Source organism: Candidatus Abyssobacteria bacterium SURF_5 (assembly GCA_003598085.1).
In the GTDB taxonomy this organism is placed as follows: Bacteria; Abyssobacteria; SURF-5; order SURF-5; family SURF-5; genus SURF-5.
Genome location: QZKU01000091.1, coordinates 1 through 21,515, shown reverse-complemented (window position 1 = coordinate 21,515; position 21,515 = coordinate 1). Strand labels below are relative to the sequence as shown.

The window sequence follows — 21,515 nt, the reverse complement described above, 5'->3', positions numbered from 1 at the left end:
AAGACCCTTCAGGCTTTTTCCCGTCCCTTGCGTGAATAGAAGCGGGACTCGCCTTCATACCTGCAACATCCAGATTGTAAAGGGGTTACATGAGCGCCAGGCGCCGAATCTTTGCTTGCCCGTCGTCTTTGCCATGGGGTATAATGAGGACAGAGAAAGATATTCGCGAGTTTTTATCATGAAAATATCAGCCCAAATAGACGAAAAAATCAGGAATTTCCCCGACCAGCCCGGCGTATACCTGATGAAAAACGAGCGGGGCAAAGTGATCTACGTCGGCAAGGCGAAGAGCCTGCGTAAGCGCGTTCGCTCGTACTTCCAGAAGGGCGACGATGGGCGCGTGTGGTCGCCGTTCCTGGCGGCGCACGTGGCCGATGTCGACGTCATCGTCACCGACACCGAGAAGGAAGCCATCATCCTGGAAGACAGCGCGATCAAGGAACACAGGCCGAAGTACAACCTCCGGCTGAAGGACGACAAGAGTTTTCTCCGGCTCAAGCTTACGCTGCAGGATGAGTATCCGCGCCTCCTGATAACGCGCACGGTCAAGCGCGACGGCGCAATGTACTTCGGCCCCTATTCATCGGCCTACGCCGCCCGCGAGACGTACCGGGTCATCAATAACTACTTCGGGCTGCGCAAATGCTCTAACGAGACGTTCGGGCGGCGCCAGCGCCCGTGCATCTATCACGGCATGAACAAATGCATGGGACCGTGCTGCGGCAAGGTCGACAAGAAAACCTACGCCCAGCTTGTGCAGAATGTGATCGCGTTCCTGCAGGGAAAGAACCAGGAGCTGCTCGAGACGCTTCAGACTCGTATGCAGGAGGCGTCGGATGCCCTGCAGTTCGAGGTGGCCGCCCGCTACCGAGATCAGATCCAGGCGGTCGAGAAAACGATCGAGCGCCAGAAGGTTGCCGCATCCGACCGGATCGACCGTGACTTCTTCGGCGTCCACCGCGAGACCGGAAGCCTCACTGAGACCGGCAGTCTCACTGAGACCGGCAGTCTCGGCGTCGTTGTGCTGGCGGTGCGAGGCGGGAAGATCGTCGGCAGCATGCCATATCATTTTTCGGAAATCAAGGCGCCGTTCGAGGAGGCGCTCGGCTCGATGCTCACCCAATTCTATTCGGGCGGGCACACCGTGCCCAAGGAAGTCGTGCTCCCGGTCGAGCCCGAGAACAGCGAAGCCATCGAGCAGTGGCTCTCCGAAAAGAAGGGCGAGCGCGTATCGGTGATAGTCCCGCAGCGCGGCGATAAGAAGCACCTGTTGAACATGGCGCAGATGAACGCGAAAACGGTGTATGAAGAACACCAGCGGGCGGAGATGGCCTCCGTCGATGTGCTCGAGAAACTCCAGCAGGCGCTTTCGCTGCACAAGCGACCGGAGCGCATCGAGGCGTTCGATATCTCGAATATCTCCGGGCGGCTTGCGGTCGGCTCGATGGTCGTCTTCGAGGACGGCAAACCGAAGAAGTCCGACTATCGCCGCTACAAGGTGCGCACGGTCGAGGGCGCCGACGATTACGCAATGATGCGCGAAGTGCTCACGCGCCGCCTGTCCCGCGCGATCGAAGAGGGCCCGATGCCTTCGCTCATCGTGGTCGACGGCGGCAAGGGCCAGCTGAACGTCGCTCTCAGCGTCCTCGACGATTTGCAGATCATCGAGCAGGACGCAATCGGCATCGCCAAGGAGCGCATCCTCTATCGCCGCAATGCCGGGGTCGCTACCAAGGAGGCCGACAAGATATATATTCCCCACCGCAAAGACGCCATCATTTTGCGGCCGGGCTCGCCCGCTCTGCGCCTGGTGCAGCATATCCGCGATGAGGCGCACCGGTTCGCAATCTCGTACCACAAAAAAATCCGCGCGCGCGCGCATACCCGCTCGATCCTCGATGAGGTCAGAGGGATCGGGCCGCGGCGGCGGACCCTGCTCCTCAATCATTTCGGCAGCGTCCGCAAAACCGCTGAGGCGTCCGAAGAAGAAATCGCCGCGGCGGCAGGGATTCCGCTCCGGCTTGCCCGAGAAGTAAAGCTCGTGCTTTCCGCCACACAGAGCGCCGCCGCAGGCTCCGATCAATGACCACCGGCACCGTGTCTGTCCCAACGGCGGCACCCTCTCTGAGAAGGAAGATCTTCTCGCTCGCGTGGCCGGTCATCCTCAACAATCTCCTGCTCACATTCGTCTGGATTGCCGACATGATCATGGTGGGAAGGCTGGGATCGGCGGCTGTGGCGGCCGTGGGCGTGAGCGGGCAGATGTTCAACATGGTGATGGCGCTGACGCTTGCCGTCACAACTGGCACAATCGCGCTGGTCGCGCGCCACATTGGCGCGCAGGAGAAGGAACGCGCCGACGCGGTTCTCGGGCACTCGCTGCTGCTGTCAACTGTTTTTGCCGCCGTTGTCACCGTCCCGACATTTGTCGGAAGCGCCTCGTTGTTCCGATTGTTCGGAGCCGATCCGGTCGTAACGGCGGTCGGCGTTCCGTATCTCCGAGTTGTCGTTTCGGGAACGCTTTTCCTCGTGGTCGCGCTTGTCTTCGCGGCGGCTCTTCGGGGGGCCGGCGACACCAAGACACCGCTTTTCGTGAGCGTCGGCGCGAATGTGGTGAATGTGATCCTCAATTACGGGCTGATCTTCGGGAAACTCGGAATGCCGGAGTTGGGGGTGCTCGGAGCGGGAATCGCTTCCATCATAGCGTTCACGCTCGAGGCCGCCGCTTTCGTTTACCTCTCCCTCACGGGAAAACTGATGCTTTCCCTCCCGCGGAAGCTCCTCGTGATGGAGCGCGATCTGATGGCCAGAATCCTCCGGATCGGGTCGCCCTCGGCGGTTGAGCACGGCCTCATCCAACTCGGTTACCTGTGGTACATGACGATAATCACCGGCTATGGCACCGGTCCGCTCGCCGCATACATGATCGGCGTCAATATCATGTCGCTCTCGTTCATGCCGGGCTTCGGTTTCTCGGTGGCGGCCTCGGCGCTTGTCGGGCAGTCGCTCGGCGCGAAGGAGCCTTCCGCCGCGGCCTCACAGGGATGGGAATGCACTCGTCTCGCGGTGTGGGTGATGGCGGCAATCGGGATCATTCTGTTCGTGGCGGCGAAGCCGACTGCTCTGATTTACGTGAATGAGGCCGGTGTGGTCGATTATACGGCACTGTTCGTCCGCGTGCTCGCGCTGTGCCAGCCCGCGATGGCGATCCATTTCGCGCTCTCGGGCGCGCTGATCGGCGCCGCCGACACGCGCTGGCCGTTGTATTCCTCGTTTATCGGGATGTTTCTGATCCGCCTGCCGCTGGCGTTCTTAGCGGCGCACGTGCTCGGCCTCAGCATCACCTGGGTGTGGCTGATCATCCTCGCCGACCACTACATAAAGGCGTTCGTGCTGTTTCTGCGATTCCTCTCCGGCAGATGGAAATCGGTGAAGGTGTAGCGGCGCGGGCGGGTCTTAAACCCGCGCCTGCGCAGATTCGTCTTGGAACGGTTGTGATGGCAGGTGATAGGAGGGGAAGTATCTTCAGAACGATCCTATCGTTTCTACTTGCCAGAGATTTTGATTGCAGACCGGCTGGGATATGAACCTGAATATCTGGTTACAATGTAGGGGCAGGTTTCAAACCTGCCCTTAATTTGATGGATGTGCGGCAACTGTACGATTCTATGATTGGGCGGGTTTCAAACCCGCCCCTACAGAAAACGGGGGGGCTGCATGAATGACCACCGGCATCAATTCCGGCGCCGGCCGATTCGTCTTCCTGAATATGATTACACACAGGCCGGCGCCTACTTCATCACCCTTTGCACCTACAAGAGGAAGTTTCTTTTTGGCAATGTTGTGGACAGCGAGATGCGATTGAATCAGGCTGGCCAATTGGTTCTTGCAGAATGGCTTGCCTTGCCTCGCCACTACCCGCACGTGAGTTTGGATGTCTTCGTTGTGATGCCGAATCACGTTCACGGCATCGTCATACTACTGCATCCACAAGATGTTCGGACAACTGCGGGCGCGGGTTCGATATCGATCCGGATGCATGGCCTGTCCGAGATCGTGAGGGCATTAAAAACATTTTCCGCCCGCCGTATTAATGCTTCACGGAGCACATCCGGCACCCCTCTCTGGCAGCGCGGTTACTATGAGCACATTATACGCACAGAAGAATCACTGAACCGCATTCGGGAGTATGTCGTGAATAATCCTATCCAATGGGAATATGACCGAGAAAACCCGTTTGCGGCAGACCCGAAACCTAATACAGGAGCACCTTCGAAAACTGGCCCTGCGGACGAACCGTGGCGTGTCTGAAAGGTTCGCCCGAATTTGATGGATGTGCGTGCGACAACTGCACGGTTCGATGTTTGGGCGGGGTTGAAACCCGCGCCTGCAGTCGAAGGTGGAGGCCCTACTTCGGAACCGGATTCATTCTTGATGTGGTTTCCCTGGCCAGAATCGCGGCGCCCAGTGCGCCCACAATCTGGGGTTCGGCGGGAATATTGAATTTCTGGCCGAGCAATTCCTCGAGCGCGCGGACGACTCCCAGGTTCTTCGCGACGCCGCCGGTCATCGTCACCTCGGGCGCAATCCCGACGCGCTGCGCAAGCGCGCGCGTCCGCTCGGCCACGGCGCGGCACAGCCCCGCCACGATATCCTCGACCGGCTCGCCGCGCGCAACCAGCGAGACGACCTCGCTCTCGGCAAAGACGGTGCACATCGAGCTTATGCTCAGCTTGTTGTTGGCGCGGGAGGCAAGCCTGCCCATATCATCCAGATCGATCTCGAGAGCGCGCGCCATCACCTCGAAAAAACGGCCCGTACCGGCCGCGCATTTATCGTTCATCGCGAAATCCAGCACCTGCCCGTTCGGGCCCACCTTGATGCTTTTTGAATCCTGGCCGCCTATGTCGAGAATCAGCCGCGTGTTCGGGAAAAGGAACGCGGCGCCCTTTGCATGACAACTGATCTCGGTGATGCTCTTGATGCGGCCGTCCACCTGCTCCCGGCCATACCCGGTGGAGATAAGGCCCGAAATATCCTGTTTCTTGAGGCCTGCCCCCTCCAGTACCGCGGCGTAAGCCGCCTCGATCGCGCCGCGGCTGCGAGCGCCGGTCAGGACTATGGCGAAAGAAACTACATTGGCCGACTCGTCAATGATCACGGCGTCGCATGTGAGTGAACCTATGTCGATTCCAGCATAAAATGTCACTGTCTGTCCTCTGCTCTGCCGGCAGGCGCCCGCCCTGCTCCATCGCTTCTGCATTGCGCAGTGCAAAGACAGCGATGGGCGCATGCCCTTCCTCTTTGAACTAACTGACTGTTTCTCTTGGCATTATAGAGGATTTATCTGCAGAGGGCAAGCCGGAATATGGCTATGCAAATTTTGCGCTTGAGATTTCGCGCCGCCTTTGTTATTATTCTGCTTGCCCTATGGCAGGGGCTTTCAAAGCGGGTGAATCATGGGGAAAGGGTTTACAAAACTCCCGTGACAATGGTTTCTTCAGCCTCCGGAGCGGGTGGGCCGGGTTTTTTCCGCTTTAACTGACGTGGCGGAATATGTTATCACCTCTTTATATCCACTGGTTTTATTCCATAGTCTTCGCGACCTCGGCCCTTCATCTTGATCCTCCGGCGTGAGGAAGTCTTCCCGCCGCCTTGCAGCATCAGGATTACAAATGCAGCACACTGGAAACTCCTCTTTCCACAGGATGTTGATAAGTCTGTGGAAAAGTCCGACTTTTTGTTGATAAGTCTTGGAGAATCCGCACTGATCCGAGTAATTCAGCGAATAAAGAGCCTTTTTCGACTTCCGTTCCGTGTGGATAATTTTTGCATTGCAGAGGGGGGATTTCTCCATGAGTATCAATCTCTGGGATCAGATACGCCAGGTACTGCGCCAGCGGATAGACCCGCGGACATTCGAGGCTTGGCTGACATGGACCCGGTTCCATTCATATGAGAAAGGGCACCTCGCGGTTCTCGTGCCCAATGAGTTTACCGGGAACTGGATCGCCGAGCGATATTCGGAACTGATCAAATCGATTGGAGACTCCTTAAGTCCCGAATTTCACGGTGTCACATTCCGGCAGAACGACGTGCTTCAGGAAGAGATGACCTGCGAAATCCGGTCGGAGGACCCGGCCGAACCGCAGTCCCGCATTTCCTCGTTTCCTCATCTGAATTCAAAATATACATTCGAGGAATTCGTAATCGGGCCTTCCAACAGATTCGCCCACGCCGCCGCGAAGGCGGTGTGCGAGACGCCCGCCCGCGCATACAATCCGCTCTTTATCTACGGTGGAGCGGGGCTCGGGAAGACGCACCTGATGCAGGCGATCGGGCACGAGGTTCTGCGGCAGGAAAAGCTGAAGGTGCTGTATATAACTTCCGAGGAATTCACCAACGAGTTGATCTCGGCGATCCAGCAGCGCTCGCAGATAAGTTTCAGAAACAAGTACCGGACAGTTGACGTCCTGCTGATCGACGATATCCATTTTCTCGCCGGCAAGGATGCGACGCAGGAGGAGTTCTTCCACACGTTCAATACGCTGCACGACGCATTCAAACAGATCGTCCTGTCGTCGGACCGGCCCCCAAAAGACATCCCGACGCTCGAGGAGCGGCTGGTGAGCAGATTCGAATGGGGGCTGGTGACGGATATTCAGGCGCCCGATCTCGAAACCCGCATCGCGATCCTGCAGAAAAAATCCGAGAAGAACCATTTAAAATGTCCGTCGGACATGCTGTTCTTCATTGCGAACCTGGTGAAGGCCAATATCCGGGAACTCGAGGGCACGTTCAATCGCGTCATCGGCTATGCCCGCGCCCATAATTGTCCGCTCTCGATCGAGACAGCGCAACTGGCGCTGAAGGACGTACTCGAACAGGCCGAAGGAAAACAGATCACGGTCGAGTTCATCCAGAAGACATCCGCGTCGTATTATAACGTCAAGCTTTCGGATCTCGTTTCGCCGAAACGATCGAAAACGATTGCGCTCGCACGCCAGGTGGGCATGTATCTCGCACGCGAGCTGACTGAGGCCTCGCTGATCGACATCGGCGATTCGTTTGGAGGCCGCGACCACTCGACGGTTTTGCACGCGTGCAAGAAAGTCCGCGAGATGATGAAAACGAATTCGCGGTTCGCCACCGACGTGGAGTCGATCAACAAACAGCTTCGCACGTAGACGATTTCTCCCACGCTCTTCATATTTGCGGTTCATGTATGCCAAAAGAACAAGAGGATAATCTCCCGAAAAATCTGTTGACGCGATGTTGGTACTTTGTGGTAAACTGTTGACGAATTCTTGATAAAGTCGATCGTTCCCACTATAATGTTGATCTTGTTGATAATTGGAGCGTGAGTTTCAGCAGGTTGTCGACACCGGTTCGTGCCGCAGCGATGGGGAAAACAAGAGCTTTCCACAGATTTCGCCTTACTACTCCTGCGGCGACTGCCTTTTATTATCTCATAGTATGAAGAGCATAAGAAGAAAGTTTGACTCGTTCGGAGCTTGCTTGGGGAGAGGCGGGAGGATTGTATGAAACTGGCCATTGCAAGAGATCAACTGCGAGATGCGATCGGAAACGTTCAGAGTGTTGTCTCGACTCGAAGCACATTGCCGATGCTGCAGTACGTCCTGATGAGCGCGAAAAACAACAGCCTTAAACTGGTGGCAACCGATCTCGAAGTCGGCATCGAATGCGTTATCGAATGTGATGAGATGAAGCAGGAAGGAACAGTGACGCTTCCCGCAAAGAAACTGCATGAGGTAGTGAATATCCTGCCGCAGGGAACGATCGCTATGACCGCTTCCGACAGTAATGCAGTTACGCTCACCTCCGGAGTCGTTCGCTATAAGCTCATGGGGATGCCGCCCGATGACTTTCCGAAATCTCCGGACGTGAAACGGGATAAATCTTTTGTCCTGCCGCAGGCTCTCCTGAAAGAGATGTTGAAAAAGGTGAGTTTCTCCATCTCGATCGATCCGAACAGGATAAACATCACCGGCCTGCTCCTTGCGCTGACGCAGAGTCAGTTGAGACTGGTTTCCACCGATGGAAGACGCCTTTCCTACGCGCGGCATACCCTGGAGAATCCTCCCGACGGCGACAGTTCATACATTATCCCGCGGAAAACCGTGCTCGAACTGGAGCGGCTGTTAAGCGATGAAGGCGATGTCACTATCTATCTCTCCGATAACCAGATCGCGTTTGAATTCGGCAACCTGCTGGTCATCTCGAATTTGATCGACGCCGTTTTCCCGAATTACGAGCAGGTTGTCCCGCGCGGATATGAGCGCAAGGTGATCGCCGAAAAGGAACTCTTTGGGGTTGCGACAAAGCGGGCGCAGGTGCTTACCACCGACCGCTATAATTTGGTCAAGTTCGAGATATCCCCCGGCAAAATGGTTGTGACAACGAATTCGCCGGAGGTCGGCGAGGCAAAAGATGAGTTCGACGTCGAATACCAGGGAGAGACCATTAGCATTGGGTTCAATCCCCAATTCGTGCTCGACGTGCTGAAGATAGTCGACGAGGAAAAAGTCACTCTCGAGTTGAAAGACGCGCAGAGTTCCGGACTGATCAAACCGCTTGACAACGACAACTACATGTATGTCGTGATGCCCGTAAGGCTATGAAGACGAATAAACGCTCGCGCGCCGATTGTGGAATAGAACCAGTCGATGAGGTTCTGCGCCGGCTCTTCACCGGCGGCAGTTTTGCCCGGCGCGCAAAGGTTGCCGAGTTGCAAACCTGCTGGAGCGAAATTGTCGGAAAGGACGCCGCCCTCCATTGCGCTCCCGCAAAAATAACCGACGGCAAACTCTACATACACGTGGACAGTCCCGTCTGGCGCCAGCAGATCGATCTTGTCAAGGAGCAACTTGTTCAGAAAGTCGGTCAGCGATACAGAGAGATCCCCATCGCCAAAATCATCTGCAAGATCAATCCTGCCGTTTCACTTGCAAGAGAATGAAACAACTCTTTCGCGGCAACGCTCTTCCCTGTTCAAAGCGACGCTGATCAGACAACCTGTGAGTGTCCTTTCTTTTGCCGCCCGTTTGTTGTTTTATATGCAAAATCAACTCCTAATAATATAATACTTACGCTGCCGTCACACATCGACAAGGGGGCCACAGGCCAAGCACACTATATATTGTATTTGAACCGCAGAACTATAAGCATATATGGTATAAATTCCCCAAGAAAAGCCTTTACTTTTGCACCTGTTTTATGGTATTATTAAATAGCATCGTTGCAGCAAAAACCCCCCGTAAAATAGGAGCAAAATGACGGACGAACGGAAAGCGTATACCGCAGAAAAAATTCAGGTCCTCGAGGGATTGGCCGCGGTGCGAAAGCGGCCGGCGATGTATATCGGGAGCACCGGCGAGCGCGGTCTGCATCATCTCGTTCACGAGGTTGTCGACAACAGCATTGACGAAGCCATGGCCGGCTTCTGCTCGACAATAGAAGTCATCGTTCATATCGACAACAGCGTGACGGTGACCGACGACGGCCGCGGCGTTCCCGTCGATTTACATCCGAAACTGAAGAAGCCCGCCCTCGAGGTGGTCATGACTATTCTTCACGCCGGTGGAAAATTCGACGGCAAGTCGTACAAGATATCGGGGGGCCTCCATGGGGTTGGCGTTTCGGTTGTCAACGCGCTTTCGGAATGGATGGAAGTTGAGGTCTACCGCGACGGCGGCATCTTCTTCCAGCGATATGAGCGGGGCGTGCCGGCACAGCCGATGGAAAACATCGGCAAGACCAAGAAGAGCGGCACCAAAGTTACGTTCAAGCCGGACAAGGAAATATTCGAGGAAATCGAGTTTCGCAGCGAGTTGCTGATCAACCGTCTGCGCGAGCTGGCATTCCTCAACCGCGGCCTGCAGATCAAATTTGTCGATGAACGCTCGAGTGACGAGCCGGTGCTTTTCATTTACAAGGACGGCATCAAGGAGTTCATCGAGCATCTCAACCGCAACAAGACCACGCTCCACAAGGTCTGCTACTGCGAGCGGGAGCGCGACACCATCTATATCGAGCTCGCGTTCCAGTACAACGACGGCTATGCCGAGAACATCTTCAGTTTTGCCAACAACATCAACACCATCGAAGGCGGCACCCACCTCATCGGATTCAAATCGGCGCTGACCCGCAGCGTGAATGAATATGCCCGGAAAAACAACCTCACGAAAAACTCAAAGTTCTCGATATCCGGCGACGACGTGCGCGAAGGACTCGCCGCCGTCGTCTCCGTCAAATTGAGCAACCCCCAGTTCGAAGGCCAGACGAAAACCAAGCTGGGCAACAGCGAGGTCAAAGGGATAGTCGAGTCGCTGGTGAACGAGGCGCTCACCGAGTTCTTCGAGGAAAATCCGCCGGCGGCGCGCAAGATCATCGACAAGGCGTTCGGGGCCGCTCTCGCGCGCGAGGCTGCGCGAAAGGCGCGCGATCTGACCCGCCGAAAGGGCGTTCTCGATTCCGGAGATCTGCCCGGCAAACTCGCCGACTGCTCCGAGCGCGATCCCGGGCTGTGCGAGATTTACATCGTCGAGGGCGATTCGGCCGGCGGCTCGGCCAAGCAGGGCCGCGACAGGCGCTTCCAGGCGATTCTCCCGATCAAGGGAAAGATTCTCAACGTCGAGAAGGCCCGCATCGACAAGATGCTGAACAACGAGGAAATCCGCACCCTGTTCAGCGCCATCGGCTGCGGCGTTGGCGCCGACGAGTTCAGGCCGGATAACGCGCGCTACCATAAGATCATCATCATGACCGACGCGGACGTGGACGGCTCTCACATCAGAACGCTGTTGCTCACCTTTTTTTACCGGCAAATGGAGGACCTCATCAAGCGGGGATACATCTACATCGCTCAGCCGCCCCTCTTCAAGATAAAAAAGGGGAAAACCGAGCGCTATATCCGCACCAACAGGGAGATGGAAGATTTTCTGATCGACGAGGGCATAAAAGGACTCACCATCTCGCGCAACGGCGGCGAAAGCGTCCTCAACAACTCCACCCTCAAGGAGGTTGCCGAAATCCTTCGCGATCTCGAAAAACTGGCCGGCGCGATGGAACGCAAGGGCATTACCTTTTATGAGTACCTGCGCAACCGCCAGCCCGACACCGGCCGGCTGCCGATGTACATGATTGAAGTTGAGGGAGTGAGGGAATTCCTCTTTTCGGAAAAGGATTACGCGAAATTCCGAGAGAAGATCGAGGACCAGAAACAGGGAACGCTCCCGTTCAACGGAGAGGTCGGCCGCAAGGAGGCGCAACCCGACGAGGACGAGACCCCGGTCATAGAATTTGCCGAATCGAGAGAAATAGAGGGATTATTCAAGAAACTCCACCGGTACGGGATTACCCCCGAGAATCTCGTCGCACCCGATGATCCTGCGGCTCCCGTCTGCTTCATCGTGCGAAAGGACGAACAGGAGATCCCCGTCCGGTCGGCATTGGAGATCCTGTTCACCATCAAGAACATCGCCCGCCAGGGACTGACCATCCAGCGGTACAAGGGGCTCGGCGAAATGAATCCGGAGCAGCTCTGGGAGACCACGATGAACCCGGAGACCCGCACCATCCTGCAGGTGAAACTCGAGGATGCTCTCGTGGCGGAAGAGGTTTTCAACGATCTGATGGGCGAGAAAGTCGAGCCGCGCCGCGAGTTCATTGAAGCGCATGCGCTGGATGTGAGAAATCTGGACATCTGATGTGCGCCCGCCTCACGAGCTGATGGAAACATAAGGAATGTACACGCAGAACGAAAAGATATTTCCGGTAAATCTCGAATCCGAGATGAAGAAGTCGTTCATCGACTACGCGATGAGCGTCATCGTCGCCCGGGCTCTGCCCGACGCGCGCGACGGCCTCAAGCCGGTTCACCGCCGCATCCTGTACGCCATGAACGAGCTCGGCCTTACATCTCGCCGGGCCTACCGCAAATGCGCGCGCATCGTCGGCGACACGATGGGTAAATATCACCCGCACGGCGACAGCCCCATCTACGACGCGCTCGTGCGCATGGCGCAGGATTTCAACATGCGGTATCCGCTGGTTGATGGCCAGGGCAACTTCGGCTCGATCGACGGCGACAACGCGGCCGCCATGCGATACACCGAGGCCCGGCTCGCGGCGCTCGCCGAGGAGATGCTGGCCGACATCGACAAGGAGACCGTCAACTTCCAGCCGAATTTCGACGAGTCGCTCCAGGAGCCGGTGGTCCTGCCGTCGGCGCTCCCGAACCTCCTGGTCAACGGCTCTTCCGGGATCGCGGTCGGCATGGCCACCAATATTCCGCCGCACAATCTCGGCGAGATCATCGACGCGTTGTGCCTGCTGATCGATAATCCACAGGCGCAGCTTTCAGACCTGCTGCAGGTGGTGAAGGGGCCCGATTTCCCGACCGGCGGCGTCATCCTCGGTACGAGAGGGATCCACGACGCCTACCGCACCGGCCGCGGCAAGCTGGTCATCCGCGCGCAGGCCGCGATCGAGAAGCCCTCGAGCGCCAGCGGAAAAGAGAAGATCGTCGTCAACGAGATTCCGTACCAGGTCAACAAGAGCAAGCTGATCGAGAGCATCGCCGCGCTCGCCCAGCAGAAGAAGATCGAGGGCATCTCCGATATCCGCGATGAGAGCGACAAGGAAGGCATGCGCATCGTCATCGACGTCAAGCGCGGCGAAGTGGCCGAGGTCATCCTCAACCAGCTCTACAAGCACACCGCCCTGCAGAGCAGCTTCGGCATCATCATGCTCGCCTTGGTCGAGAACCGCCCGCGCGTGCTCGGACTCAGACGCATGCTGCAGGAATACCTCGATCACCGCATTGAGATCGTCACCCGGCGCACCCGGTTCGACCTGAGAAAAGCGGAGGAGCGCGCCCACATCCTCGAGGGCCTCAAGATCGCGCTCGACCACATCGACGAGGTCATCAACACCATCCGCCAGTCGCATACGCCCGAACAGGCGCGAAACTCCCTGGTGGTGCAGTTCGGCCTGACCGACAAGCAGGCGCAGGCGATCCTCGACATGAGGCTGCAGCGGCTCACCGGCCTCGAGCGCCAGAAAATCGACGCCGAATACGAGGACCTTCTGAAAACCATCGCGAACCTGCGCTCGATCCTCGAGAGCCCGCGCGTATTGATGGGCGTCATCCGCGCCGAGTTCGAGGAAATCAAGAAAAAGTATTCCGATCCCCGCCGCACCCATATCCTCGACGAGGAGACCGAATTCAAGGTCGAGGACTTCATCGCGCAGGAGGACATGGTCATCACCATCTCGCACGCCGGCTACATCAAGCGCCTGCCGGTGAGCACGTACCGCAAACAGCACCGCGGCGGCGTCGGCGTGACCGGCATGGAGACGAAGGAAGAGGATTTCGTCGAGCACATCTTTATCGCGTCCACGCATGAATACATCCTCTTCTTCACCGACCGCGGACGCGTCCACTGGCTGAAGGTGCACGAGATCCCGCGCGCCGGCCGCTACTCGAAAGGACGCGCGATCATCAACATCCTCCATCTCGCGGACGGCGAGAGCGTCACCGCCTTCCTCAGCGTGAAATCCTTCGAGGAAAGCCGCTATATCATGATGGCGACCGAAAAGGGCGTCGTCAAGAAGACCGAGCTCGAGGCCTTCAGCAACCCGCGCGCCGGCGGCATCATCGCCATTACGCTCGATGACGGCGACCGGCTCACCCACGTCAAGCTCACCGGCGGAGAAGACGAGATCCTGCTCGGGACCGAGCAGGGACTTGCCATCCGGTTCAACGAGCGGCAGGTGCGCCCGATGGGCAGGACCGCGAGGGGAGTCATCGGTATCCGCATGGAGGAGGGCGACCGCCTCGTCGGCATGGAAAAGGTCATCCCCGACGCCACAATTCTGGTGGTGACCGAAAACGGATACGGCAAGCGCACCGACTTCGACGAGTACCGCTCGCAACACCGCGGCGGCAAAGGCATTATCAGTATCAAGACGTCCGCCCGCAACGGCAAGTGCATCGGCATGCGCACCGTTCGCGAGAACGAGGAGGTCGTTTGCGTCTCATCCCGGGGGATGGTCGTCCGCACGCCCGTCAGCGATATCTCCGTTATCGGGCGAAACACGCAGGGCGTCCGCGTCATCCGATTGCAGGAGGACGATTCGTTTGTCGCCGTCGCCGTCGTCATGCCGAAAGAGAAAGAGGACGCTCTCGCCGATGAGGCCGCCGCGAATCTGCCCGAATCGGAGTCGCCGGGAGCCGACGAAGCCGATTTCGAGGAAAACGGCGAGCCGCAGGCTGAATGATTCCGCTCCGTAAGCTGTCCTCATTTCTCATTTTCCTCAAGAAGGACCTCGCCCCATCGCTTGCCCCGTCGCCTGCCCGGTGCTAAGATTGGGAAAGTGAACCGTGCAATCAGAAAGGATGATGAGACATGTTCGGATTTGACAGCGTGCGGCATTGCCAAACGTGCGGATGCACTCCCTGCAAGAAATGCGGCGGAGAGATCAAGAACGGCGTCTGCGTAGGCTGCGGCAAACCCGCTAAACAGTGCACCTGTAAATAGGCCACATTCGGGAGAGAGTTTAAGAAGCCCCCTCGAGAAAGAGGGGCTTTTTCTTTTTCTCGGTTGACCTCTTTCGCCCCCCGCCGTATAATAACCCGTCAAAAACCGGGAGCGATCCGCTCCCGAATGCGAAGGGGACTGGCTCAATTTGATGGAGTCCCAAGCGTCGCGGACCGTCGACCATCCAGCGGTCGCGATGGTGCCCGTCCCCGAAACCCAAATTGGCATTGTCAGCACAGGAGGCACACCTCGTGAAAATCTGGATCGAGAATCAGGATGAGATACGCGAGATATTGGAGCGCGCGCTCGTCGGCAGACTCGGAGTGATCGCCGGCGGAGAGCCGTACATCGTTCCGCTCAATTACGTCTATGCCGGCGGCCGCATCTACTTCCACACCGGGCTCGAGGGCCGCAAATTCGAAGGGATCGGCGGCGACCGCCCGGCTTGTTTCGAGGTCGACGAGCTGCTCGAGATCGTGCCCAATGAGCAGGCATGCCTCTATACCGCATATTACCGCAGCGTCATCATCATGGGGAAAACGCGGTTGCTCGAGGACGAGAACGAGAAGATGCGCGCGCTCGAGTTTCTGCTGAAGAAATATACCGGCGCCGTGCCCGTTGAGCCGCCGCCGGTGCATGCCCTCGCGATCGTGAACGTCTGCGAGATCACGCCCGACCGCATCACCGCGAAAGCGAATCTTCCCGCCACCGAGCCCGGTTGATTTGCGAAGCATGGATTAGAAAGGCAGTCCGCGGACCTCAATCTGTAACGAGGCAGTCTGCAGAAAAAACCTTCTTATCCGCAGCTTGCGGAGATTTTCACAGATTTTTTTGTAATTCACGGATTCAAGAAGAAACCTTTTAAACAGGAGGGAACATAGACAACGGAGGAAAAAGATGTTCTTTGTGCTCTGTTTGCTCTTGCCTCCTGTTGAGGAATCTTTTTCTTCTGTTTCTGGTCTATTTCTATCGGACCCGCGCGACGCGGAATTATCTCATATTTCGTTTTTCAAGATTATCTTGGACAAGAGTGGTTGCTTGCGCCGCCGCGGTTACGAAATGCCTGAACACAAAATCGCTGTAACCGCCTGAACCAGGATCACGCCCCCTCGTTTTTTCCGGAAAGAAAAACGAAATGCGAGACCGACGGCGGCAGGTCTGCCGTATGAAATGAGCGCGCATGCTCGAAGGCCGCGCGGTCGGCCACCGTCAGCCGCTCGTGCTGGCGCAGGTGCTCGGTCCAGGATTCAACCACGTAGAACTCGATGAACCGTTCCGGATCGGTGGTGTCGCGGCCGAGCCCCCACCGGAGCGCGCCGTCGCGCCGGCGGATTCGCCGCAGCCGCTGCATCGCGCCGACGAATTCGCGCTGCCGCGCCGGGTCGATCCGGTACTCGATGGTGACAAGGACCGCGCCCCGCCCGGTCTCCACGCCGCCGCCCACCAGCGTCGGGGTCGGCCAGTCCATCGCCGGCTCGAGCCCCTCCGTTTGCCGGCGCGAAAGGCTGAACTGCATCGTCGCCACAAGCCCCAGGATCGTGCCGGCGCCGGCGATCACCAGCGACGCCGAGAGGCTTATTGCCTCGGCCACCGCGCCCCAGAGCGCGCTGCCACCCGCCAGGCCACCGAAAAAGATCAGCAGGTACACCGACAGCGCCCGCCCCCGCACCCATACCGGCACCGCCGCCTGCACGCTCGCATTGAATGTTGAGAGCAGCGCGAGCCAGGCGACGCCGCCGGCGAACATCGCCGCGCACAGCACCCAGAACACGCGAACGCCGGCGAAAGTGAACAGCATGCCCGCAAACAGGAGCGCCGAGAACGCGAGGAGCGCGTCCACGTTCATCCGCCGCCTCATCGCCGGCATCAGAAACGCGCCTGCGACGGAGCCCGCCCCCAGGAAGCCGAGCAGAACCCCATAGGCCGTCGGTCCCCGTTCGAGTTCGAACCGGGTGATCACCGGCAGCAGCGCCCGAATCGAGCTCCCGAACCCGATAAACGCCACCGCCCGAAGAAATATCGCCTGCAGCGCCGGCGCGTGCCGCACGTAGCGGATGCCGGTCCGGATCGCCCCAAAAACGCGCTCGGCCGGAAGCACGCTGCGGGTTGCGGGCTTGCGCCAGAGGAACAGCACGATCACGACGGCGAGAAACGATGCGGCATTGATCAGGAAAACCGCACCCGGACCCGATGCCGCAATGACGATCCCCCCCAGCGTCGGGCCGACCGCGCGCGCGACATTGAAGCCCGCGCTGTTGAGCGAGACCGCAGCGGTCAGGTCCGACCTCGGCACCACATCGAGCACGATCGCCTGCCAGGCGGGCGCATTGAGCGCGGCGCCGATCCCGAGCGAAAAGGTGAGCAGCAGCAGGAGCCAGGCGTCGGTGATGGAATAAACCGTCAGAAACCCGAGCACCGCGGCCGCCAGCATCATCCAGCACTGGGCGAAAAGCAGCAGCCGGCGCCGGTCGATGATGTCGGCCAGCGCGCCCGCCGGCAGCGCGAGCAGAAACATCGGCAGCGTGTTCGCCGCCTGCACCAGTGCCACCATCACCGGCGAGGGCGCGAGCGAGGTCATCAGCCAGGCGGCGCCGACGGCCTGCATCCACGTGCCGACATTCGAGACGACCGAGGCGAGCCACAGCGAGCGGAATACCGGATGGCGCAACGGGCTCAATGCAGACGCCTCAATCGACTGCACAGACGGGGCTGTTTCCAAAGTGCGTTCCTGTCCGTTTACGCTTTTAGAAGCTCGTCGTTCAAATTGGCCGATTTCCTCTCCAATGATAGTGAAAAAGGTCCGCCTTTGCAACTGCCTTGACATGAAACTTTTTACGCTGAAAAATAGTCATAAATTACAGGTTTCAAGTCCGGAACCTGGACTCCTCCCGATAGCCTCCACCTGATTTCGGAACTATAGTTGAATAAGAAGAGGAATTGAGCGAATCGTTCCTGTCCGAAATGGATTTTCCAGCTCCGATGGATTCCTCAATAAGATAAAGCATCTGATCAAGGACATTCAACCGCAGAGACGCAAAGACTCAAAAAGGAAACCTGTTTTCTGCACCCTTTGCGCCTTTGGGGTTGAGAGAAGAGTTTTTCTCGGGCGGCAATTGGAGCAAACGATGAATCATGAACGATTGCAACAGATTCTGAAGCTGATTTCCGGCAACGACTTCGGCCAGACAGCCGGCGGAGGCATCGCGGCCGAGCCGTCCGACACCGAACTGCTCGACGCGTATTCACGGGCGGTCATCTCGGTCGTCGATAACGTGGGGCCGGCCGTCGTCCGCATCTCGGGCGGTCATCGACCCCCGGGTCAACCCCAGCCGGAACAGATGGGCGCGGGCTCGGGCGTCGTCATCGCGCCCGACGGCTACATCCTCACCAACGACCACGTCGTGCACCAGATCAAAAGCCTGTCGGCCACGTTCGCCGACGGCGACCAGCTGGACGCCACGATCGCGGGGACCGATCCCGCAACCGATCTTGCCGTTATCCGGGTGAACGCGTCCGACCTGCCGTACGCCGGCTTCGGCGATTCCACTCAATTGCGCGTAGGTCAGTTGGTTATAGCGATCGGCAACCCGTTCGGATTCCAATCGACCGTCTCGACCGGGGTTGTGAGCGCGCTCGGCCGCGCCCTGAGGAGCCGCGAGGGAAGGCTGATCGAGAATATCATTCAGCACACCGCGCCGCTCAATCCCGGCAACTCCGGCGGACCGCTCGTCGATTCGCGCGGGCGGGTGGTGGGCATCAACACCGCCATCATCTATCTGGCGCAGGGGATCGGGTTCTCGATCCCCTCGAGCACCGCAAAATGGGTGGTCTCGCAGCTGCTGATGCACGGGCGGGTTCGGAGAGGATTTTTGGGAATTTCGGCGACTCAGAGGCCGCTTGACAGGCGAATCGCGCGGCATCATCAGCTCAAAAACGATCAAGTGATTGAGGTTGTCACAGTAGATCCTCTGGGACCAGCCTCACAGGCCGGAATAAGCGTAGGAGACCTGATCGTTTCCATCGATCAGCACCTGATCACCAGCGTCGATGACATCCACCGGTTCCTGTCCGAATGGCCGATCGGGCAGCCGGTTGCGGTCTCGCTCATCCGCCGCACCGAGCTTCTGCGGCTCACGGTCGTGCCGGCCGAGGCGAAAACCGCCGGATGACGCGGAGGAGGAGCGACCATGGCCTCGCTTGTTATCAGGGAGCCCGAGAGCATTTACCGGGCCGAAGGCCAGATCGAGCGCGGAACGTTTCGCGGGCGCTGGCATTTCTCATTCGATGGATACCGGGATCCGGAAAACGAGCGGTTCGATACCCTGCGGGTGTTCAACGACGACACGCTCTCGCCGGGCGCGGTGTGGCCGCTTCATCCGCACCGGGACAACGAGGTCGTCACCTACTGCGCCGAGGGCGAGTTCCGCCACGCCGACGAACGCGGGAAGGGGGGTATCCTCGAAAAGGGATGGGTGCAGCACACCACCGTCGGGCGCGGCATGATGCACTCCGAGATCAACAACCTGCCTGACCGGCCGATGCGTTTCATCCAGATGTGGTTCATTCCCCGCGCACGCGGCCTCGAGCCGGCGGTCGAGCAGAAGCCGGTCGATCGCGACGAGCGGACAAACCGCCTCCTTGTTTTGGTTTCCGGCAGAAATCCCGATGCGCTGCCGCTGGCCTCCGATGCGGAGGTACTCTCGTGTTTCCTGCAGGAAAATCAATCGGTTCGACACCCGGTGCCGCACGCCCGCGGGGCCTACCTGTACGTTCTCGAGGGCGGACCGGTCCGCGTGAACGGTCGAATTGTTCCCACGCTCGGGGCGGTCAGGGCGGAGGGTGAGCTGGGGATTGAGATGACGGCCGAAAAAGACGCCGAGCTGCTGCTGGCGGATGTTTCGCTGGGTCCCGCTTGAGGCGCCGCGCCAAGGGATGATCGCGCGGATCCATCCAGTGAAACAAGCGCGTGATCGAACGAAGGGGCTGCTAATTGGTCAGAAGTTGGGCCGGCTCGTCGGCCGGCGCCGTGGCTATCGGAGCATGTGTCTGCGCCGGCGGGCGCTCGGGCATCCGCTGTGGCCGCGGCGCACTCACCAGACGGACCGCCTCGGGCGCGAGGGCGCGGGCGAGCGCGAGGTTGCCCCGCGGGCTGTAATGCTCGAAGCAGTCGATAAAGAGGCTTTCCTCGAGCAATCCGCTCACGTCGACACATCCGCCGCCCTCCGAGGACACGGCCGCAGCCACCATTTGGGTGGATGTACGGAACGCCGCTTCGTCAAATGGTTTGCGGCTTCTGAGCTCGTCCATGTGGATCGGCGTGATATAGAACAGGGTCCTGAGTCCGCTCTCGGCGTACGCCTGAGCAAGGGCGCGGAGCGTGTCGACCTGCGGATTCTGCGGCGAGATTTCGGGCGGATAGAACTCGAGGAGCTTCCGGTCGCTGAACCCCGCCATGAACTCCGCCACGGAGGGAAGCTGCAGGTTCTCCAGATCGGGCGTCTGTCGAATGCCTAAGCGGTCCCGGCTCCATACGCGCAGGCCTTCGAGGTACAGCAGGGGATGGCGCGCGATGTGCATGAGGTGCGCGCGCCCGGAGATGTTCTCGCGGGCAAACAGCCGCCTGCTTGCGGGCCGGTCCCGCTCGGAAAGCGGCACGAGGCGGCTCAATTCACGGAAGGCATATATGGGGTCCTGCTCCCACGAGCTCGGGCCGAGGTTGCGCCAGTTGATCGGGATTATCACCAGATCGGGCTCGTATTCGAGCGCATGGAACAGCAGACAGAAATAGTGGAAGAAGCGGGCCCCGTCGAAGGACCAGTCCAGTACGGAAACGGTTCCAAGCTGCGGGTGCGACCGTGAAAGCTCGCTCTCGAGGAGCGCCGGAGTGCGCGGAGTCCCCTTCTCCGCCCACGGCGGCTGAGCCACGGATGAATCGCCGAGAAAAATGATCAGCCGATCGCTTTTCCGCCGCGCGGCCCGCGCCTCCTTCGCGTCCCGGAACACCACCGCATACGGTTTTACCTTGGCCGATTCGGTCAGGATCGCGTCCCCGCCGAGCGCACAGAGGGCGGCTCCCGTCGGGATGATCAGAAAGAGCGTGTACCACCGTGCAAGTCGCCGGAGCCGCATCGATACAATTCCCTTTTTCCGTACAAGGATTTCAGATAGATGATACCATTATAGCATTCGCCTTCGGCTGGCACAATCGGGCGCAGCAGCCGGCCGGCCGCGCCGCCGCTCCCCGTCTCGCGGAGAAAATACTTGCAATTTCCACCGGATTTCTTTACCATTCTGTTTAGTCTGTGACACCCGCGGCGCCGTTCCGGCGCGAGCGCAGGGAGCCGGGCGGAAGCGCTCTGCCCGCCGCCTGATGAATCCCGGATTAATGGAAAATCGGAGGCATTCGTGCTGATACAACAATTCGAAGTCACCCCGTTCATGGCCAACTGCTTTGTGCTCGGCTGCGAGCAGACGCGCGAGGCGGTCATCATCGACGCCGGCGAATTCACCCCCGAGATCGAAGCATTTCTGCGCAACAGGGAGCTGAAGGCCAGATACATCATCCTCACCCACTCGCACGTCGACCATGCCGGCGACGTCGGCCGTTTCAAGGAGGCGACCGGCGCCCAGATCGTGCTGCACGAAGACGAAGAGCCGCTCTATGCGAACCTGGCGGCGCAGGCGCGCATCTTCGGGTTCATGATCGATTCGCCTCCGCCCGCCGACCGGCTCGTAAAGCACGGCGACGAGCTCGCGTTCGGCGCCGATCACCGCCTCGGCATCATCCACTGCCCCGGCCACTCGCCCGGCGGGATATCCGTCCTCTGGGACGGCGTCGTTTTCGTGGGCGACACCCTCTTCGCCGGCTCGATCGGGCGCACCGATCTTCCCGGCGGCAGCTACCGGACCCTCATCAACGTGATCAAGACCCGCCTGCTCCCGCTCGGCGGC

Annotated in this window: 17 protein-coding genes and 1 pseudogene; 13 read left to right on the top strand and 5 right to left on the bottom strand. The window is 58.9% G+C overall.

What is annotated here, in order from left to right:
• Nucleotides 1–133: 133 nt before the first annotated feature.
• The 3 genes and pseudogenes from uvrC to C4520_13045 all read left to right on the top strand — a co-directional run bounded on the left by uvrC (nt 134) and on the right by C4520_13045 (nt 4,236).
• The gene (uvrC, locus tag C4520_13055) at nt 134–2,086 is read left to right on the top strand and encodes an excinuclease ABC subunit UvrC (protein ID RJP19372.1); all 1,953 of its coding nucleotides are present in this window, start codon (nt 134–136) and stop codon (nt 2,084–2,086) included.
• Complete coding sequence (locus C4520_13050; protein ID RJP19371.1) at nt 2,083–3,441, top strand: MATE family efflux transporter; 1,359 nt, start codon at nt 2,083–2,085, stop codon at nt 3,439–3,441. Before uvrC ends, C4520_13050 begins: the two co-directional genes overlap by 4 nt.
• Nucleotides 3,442–3,717: 276 nt before the next feature.
• Nucleotides 3,718–4,236 (top strand): annotated as a pseudogene (locus tag C4520_13045) (transposase).
• Between the two features lie 172 nt (nt 4,237–4,408).
• Here the strand turns inward: C4520_13045 and C4520_13040 are convergent.
• Together C4520_13040 and C4520_13035 are read right to left on the bottom strand one after the other, a co-directional pair.
• Nucleotides 4,409–5,263, bottom strand: a complete 855-nt coding sequence (locus C4520_13040; GenBank protein ID RJP19370.1) for a 2-hydroxyglutaryl-CoA dehydratase — start codon at nt 5,261–5,263, stop codon at nt 4,409–4,411.
• Between the two features lie 237 nt (nt 5,264–5,500).
• A complete protein-coding gene (locus C4520_13035) occupies nt 5,501–5,857 on the bottom strand; it encodes a hypothetical protein (protein ID RJP19369.1) in 357 nt (118 codons plus the stop codon).
• Between C4520_13035 and dnaA the strand changes: the two genes are divergently transcribed.
• The 7 genes from dnaA (at nt 5,856) to C4520_13000 (ending at nt 15,656) form a co-directional block, all read left to right on the top strand.
• Nucleotides 5,856–7,187 carry a chromosomal replication initiator protein DnaA gene (gene dnaA, locus C4520_13030; GenBank protein RJP19368.1) on the top strand — a complete coding sequence of 444 codons (1,332 nt, stop codon included), beginning with the start codon at nt 5,856–5,858 and terminating at the stop codon, nt 7,185–7,187. The genes C4520_13035 and dnaA overlap by 2 nt on opposite strands.
• Nucleotides 7,188–7,541: 354 nt before the next feature.
• A complete protein-coding gene (locus tag C4520_13025) occupies nt 7,542–8,642 on the top strand; it encodes a DNA polymerase III subunit beta (GenBank protein ID RJP19367.1) in 1,101 nt (366 codons plus the stop codon).
• A complete protein-coding gene (locus C4520_13020) occupies nt 8,639–8,980 on the top strand; it encodes a DUF721 domain-containing protein (protein RJP19366.1) in 342 nt (113 codons plus the stop codon). The genes C4520_13025 and C4520_13020 overlap by 4 nt, the downstream gene beginning before the upstream one ends.
• Nucleotides 8,981–9,293: 313 nt before the next feature.
• A complete protein-coding gene (gene gyrB, locus C4520_13015; protein RJP19365.1) occupies nt 9,294–11,729 on the top strand; it encodes a DNA topoisomerase (ATP-hydrolyzing) subunit B in 2,436 nt (811 codons plus the stop codon).
• 37 nt (nt 11,730–11,766) lie between these two features.
• Complete coding sequence (gene gyrA / locus C4520_13010; protein ID RJP19364.1) at nt 11,767–14,304, top strand: DNA gyrase subunit A; 2,538 nt, start codon at nt 11,767–11,769, stop codon at nt 14,302–14,304.
• A 442-nt stretch (nt 14,305–14,746) separates the two neighbouring features.
• Nucleotides 14,747–15,286, top strand: coding sequence for a pyridoxamine 5'-phosphate oxidase family protein (locus tag C4520_13005; protein ID RJP19363.1), 540 nt, complete (start codon nt 14,747–14,749; stop codon nt 15,284–15,286).
• Nucleotides 15,287–15,461: 175 nt separating this feature from the next.
• Nucleotides 15,462–15,656 carry a hypothetical protein gene (locus C4520_13000; GenBank protein RJP19362.1) on the top strand — a complete coding sequence of 65 codons (195 nt, stop codon included), beginning with the start codon at nt 15,462–15,464 and terminating at the stop codon, nt 15,654–15,656.
• 7 nt (nt 15,657–15,663) lie between these two features.
• Here the strand turns inward: C4520_13000 and C4520_12995 are convergent, their stop codons facing one another.
• Nucleotides 15,664–17,388, bottom strand: a complete 1,725-nt coding sequence (locus C4520_12995; GenBank protein RJP19361.1) for an MFS transporter — start codon at nt 17,386–17,388, stop codon at nt 15,664–15,666.
• A 301-nt stretch (nt 17,389–17,689) separates the two neighbouring features.
• On the opposite strand from C4520_12995, the gene C4520_12990 reads away from it, so the two are divergent.
• Nucleotides 17,690–18,733 carry a PDZ domain-containing protein gene (locus tag C4520_12990; protein ID RJP19360.1) on the top strand — a complete coding sequence of 348 codons (1,044 nt, stop codon included), beginning with the start codon at nt 17,690–17,692 and terminating at the stop codon, nt 18,731–18,733.
• Between the two features lie 18 nt (nt 18,734–18,751).
• Complete coding sequence (locus C4520_12985; protein RJP19359.1) at nt 18,752–19,480, top strand: pirin family protein; 729 nt, start codon at nt 18,752–18,754, stop codon at nt 19,478–19,480.
• 70 nt (nt 19,481–19,550) lie between these two features.
• Here the strand turns inward: C4520_12985 and C4520_12980 are convergent, their stop codons facing one another.
• Together C4520_12980 and C4520_12975 are read right to left on the bottom strand one after the other, a co-directional pair.
• Nucleotides 19,551–20,693, bottom strand: coding sequence for a hypothetical protein (locus C4520_12980; GenBank protein ID RJP19358.1), 1,143 nt, complete (start codon nt 20,691–20,693; stop codon nt 19,551–19,553).
• Entirely contained in the window at nt 20,651–20,854 is a 204-nt protein-coding gene (locus C4520_12975) for a hypothetical protein (GenBank protein ID RJP19357.1), read from the bottom strand. The genes C4520_12980 and C4520_12975 overlap by 43 nt, the downstream gene beginning before the upstream one ends.
• Nucleotides 20,855–20,969: 115 nt before the next feature.
• Between C4520_12975 and C4520_12970 the strand changes: the two genes are divergently transcribed.
• A partial coding sequence (locus C4520_12970) for an MBL fold metallo-hydrolase (protein ID RJP19356.1) occupies nt 20,970–21,515 on the top strand: 546 nt, incomplete at its 3' end.

Excerpts from the sequence above, each read along its gene's own strand:
- uvrC (RJP19372.1), top strand. The coding sequence starts at position 134 with ATGGGGTATAATGAGGACAGAGAAAGATATTCGCGAGTTTTTATCATG.
- C4520_13050 (RJP19371.1), top strand. The coding sequence starts at position 2,083 with ATGACCACCGGCACCGTGTCTGTCCCAACGGCGGCACCCTCTCTGAGA.
- C4520_13040 (RJP19370.1), bottom strand. The coding sequence starts at position 5,263 with ATGCAGAAGCGATGGAGCAGGGCGGGCGCCTGCCGGCAGAGCAGAGGA.
- dnaA (RJP19368.1), top strand. The coding sequence starts at position 5,856 with ATGAGTATCAATCTCTGGGATCAGATACGCCAGGTACTGCGCCAGCGG.
- C4520_13035 (RJP19369.1), bottom strand. The coding sequence starts at position 5,857 with ATGGAGAAATCCCCCCTCTGCAATGCAAAAATTATCCACACGGAACGG.
- C4520_13025 (RJP19367.1), top strand. The coding sequence starts at position 7,542 with ATGAAACTGGCCATTGCAAGAGATCAACTGCGAGATGCGATCGGAAAC.
- C4520_13020 (RJP19366.1), top strand. The coding sequence starts at position 8,639 with ATGAAGACGAATAAACGCTCGCGCGCCGATTGTGGAATAGAACCAGTC.
- gyrB (RJP19365.1), top strand. The coding sequence starts at position 9,294 with ATGACGGACGAACGGAAAGCGTATACCGCAGAAAAAATTCAGGTCCTC.
- gyrA (RJP19364.1), top strand. The coding sequence starts at position 11,767 with ATGTACACGCAGAACGAAAAGATATTTCCGGTAAATCTCGAATCCGAG.
- C4520_13000 (RJP19362.1), top strand. The coding sequence starts at position 15,462 with ATGTTCTTTGTGCTCTGTTTGCTCTTGCCTCCTGTTGAGGAATCTTTT.
- C4520_12995 (RJP19361.1), bottom strand. The coding sequence starts at position 17,388 with ATGTCAAGGCAGTTGCAAAGGCGGACCTTTTTCACTATCATTGGAGAG.
- C4520_12990 (RJP19360.1), top strand. The coding sequence starts at position 17,690 with ATGAATCATGAACGATTGCAACAGATTCTGAAGCTGATTTCCGGCAAC.
- C4520_12985 (RJP19359.1), top strand. The coding sequence starts at position 18,752 with ATGGCCTCGCTTGTTATCAGGGAGCCCGAGAGCATTTACCGGGCCGAA.
- C4520_12980 (RJP19358.1), bottom strand. The coding sequence starts at position 20,693 with ATGCGGCTCCGGCGACTTGCACGGTGGTACACGCTCTTTCTGATCATC.
- C4520_12975 (RJP19357.1), bottom strand. The coding sequence starts at position 20,854 with ATGGTAAAGAAATCCGGTGGAAATTGCAAGTATTTTCTCCGCGAGACG.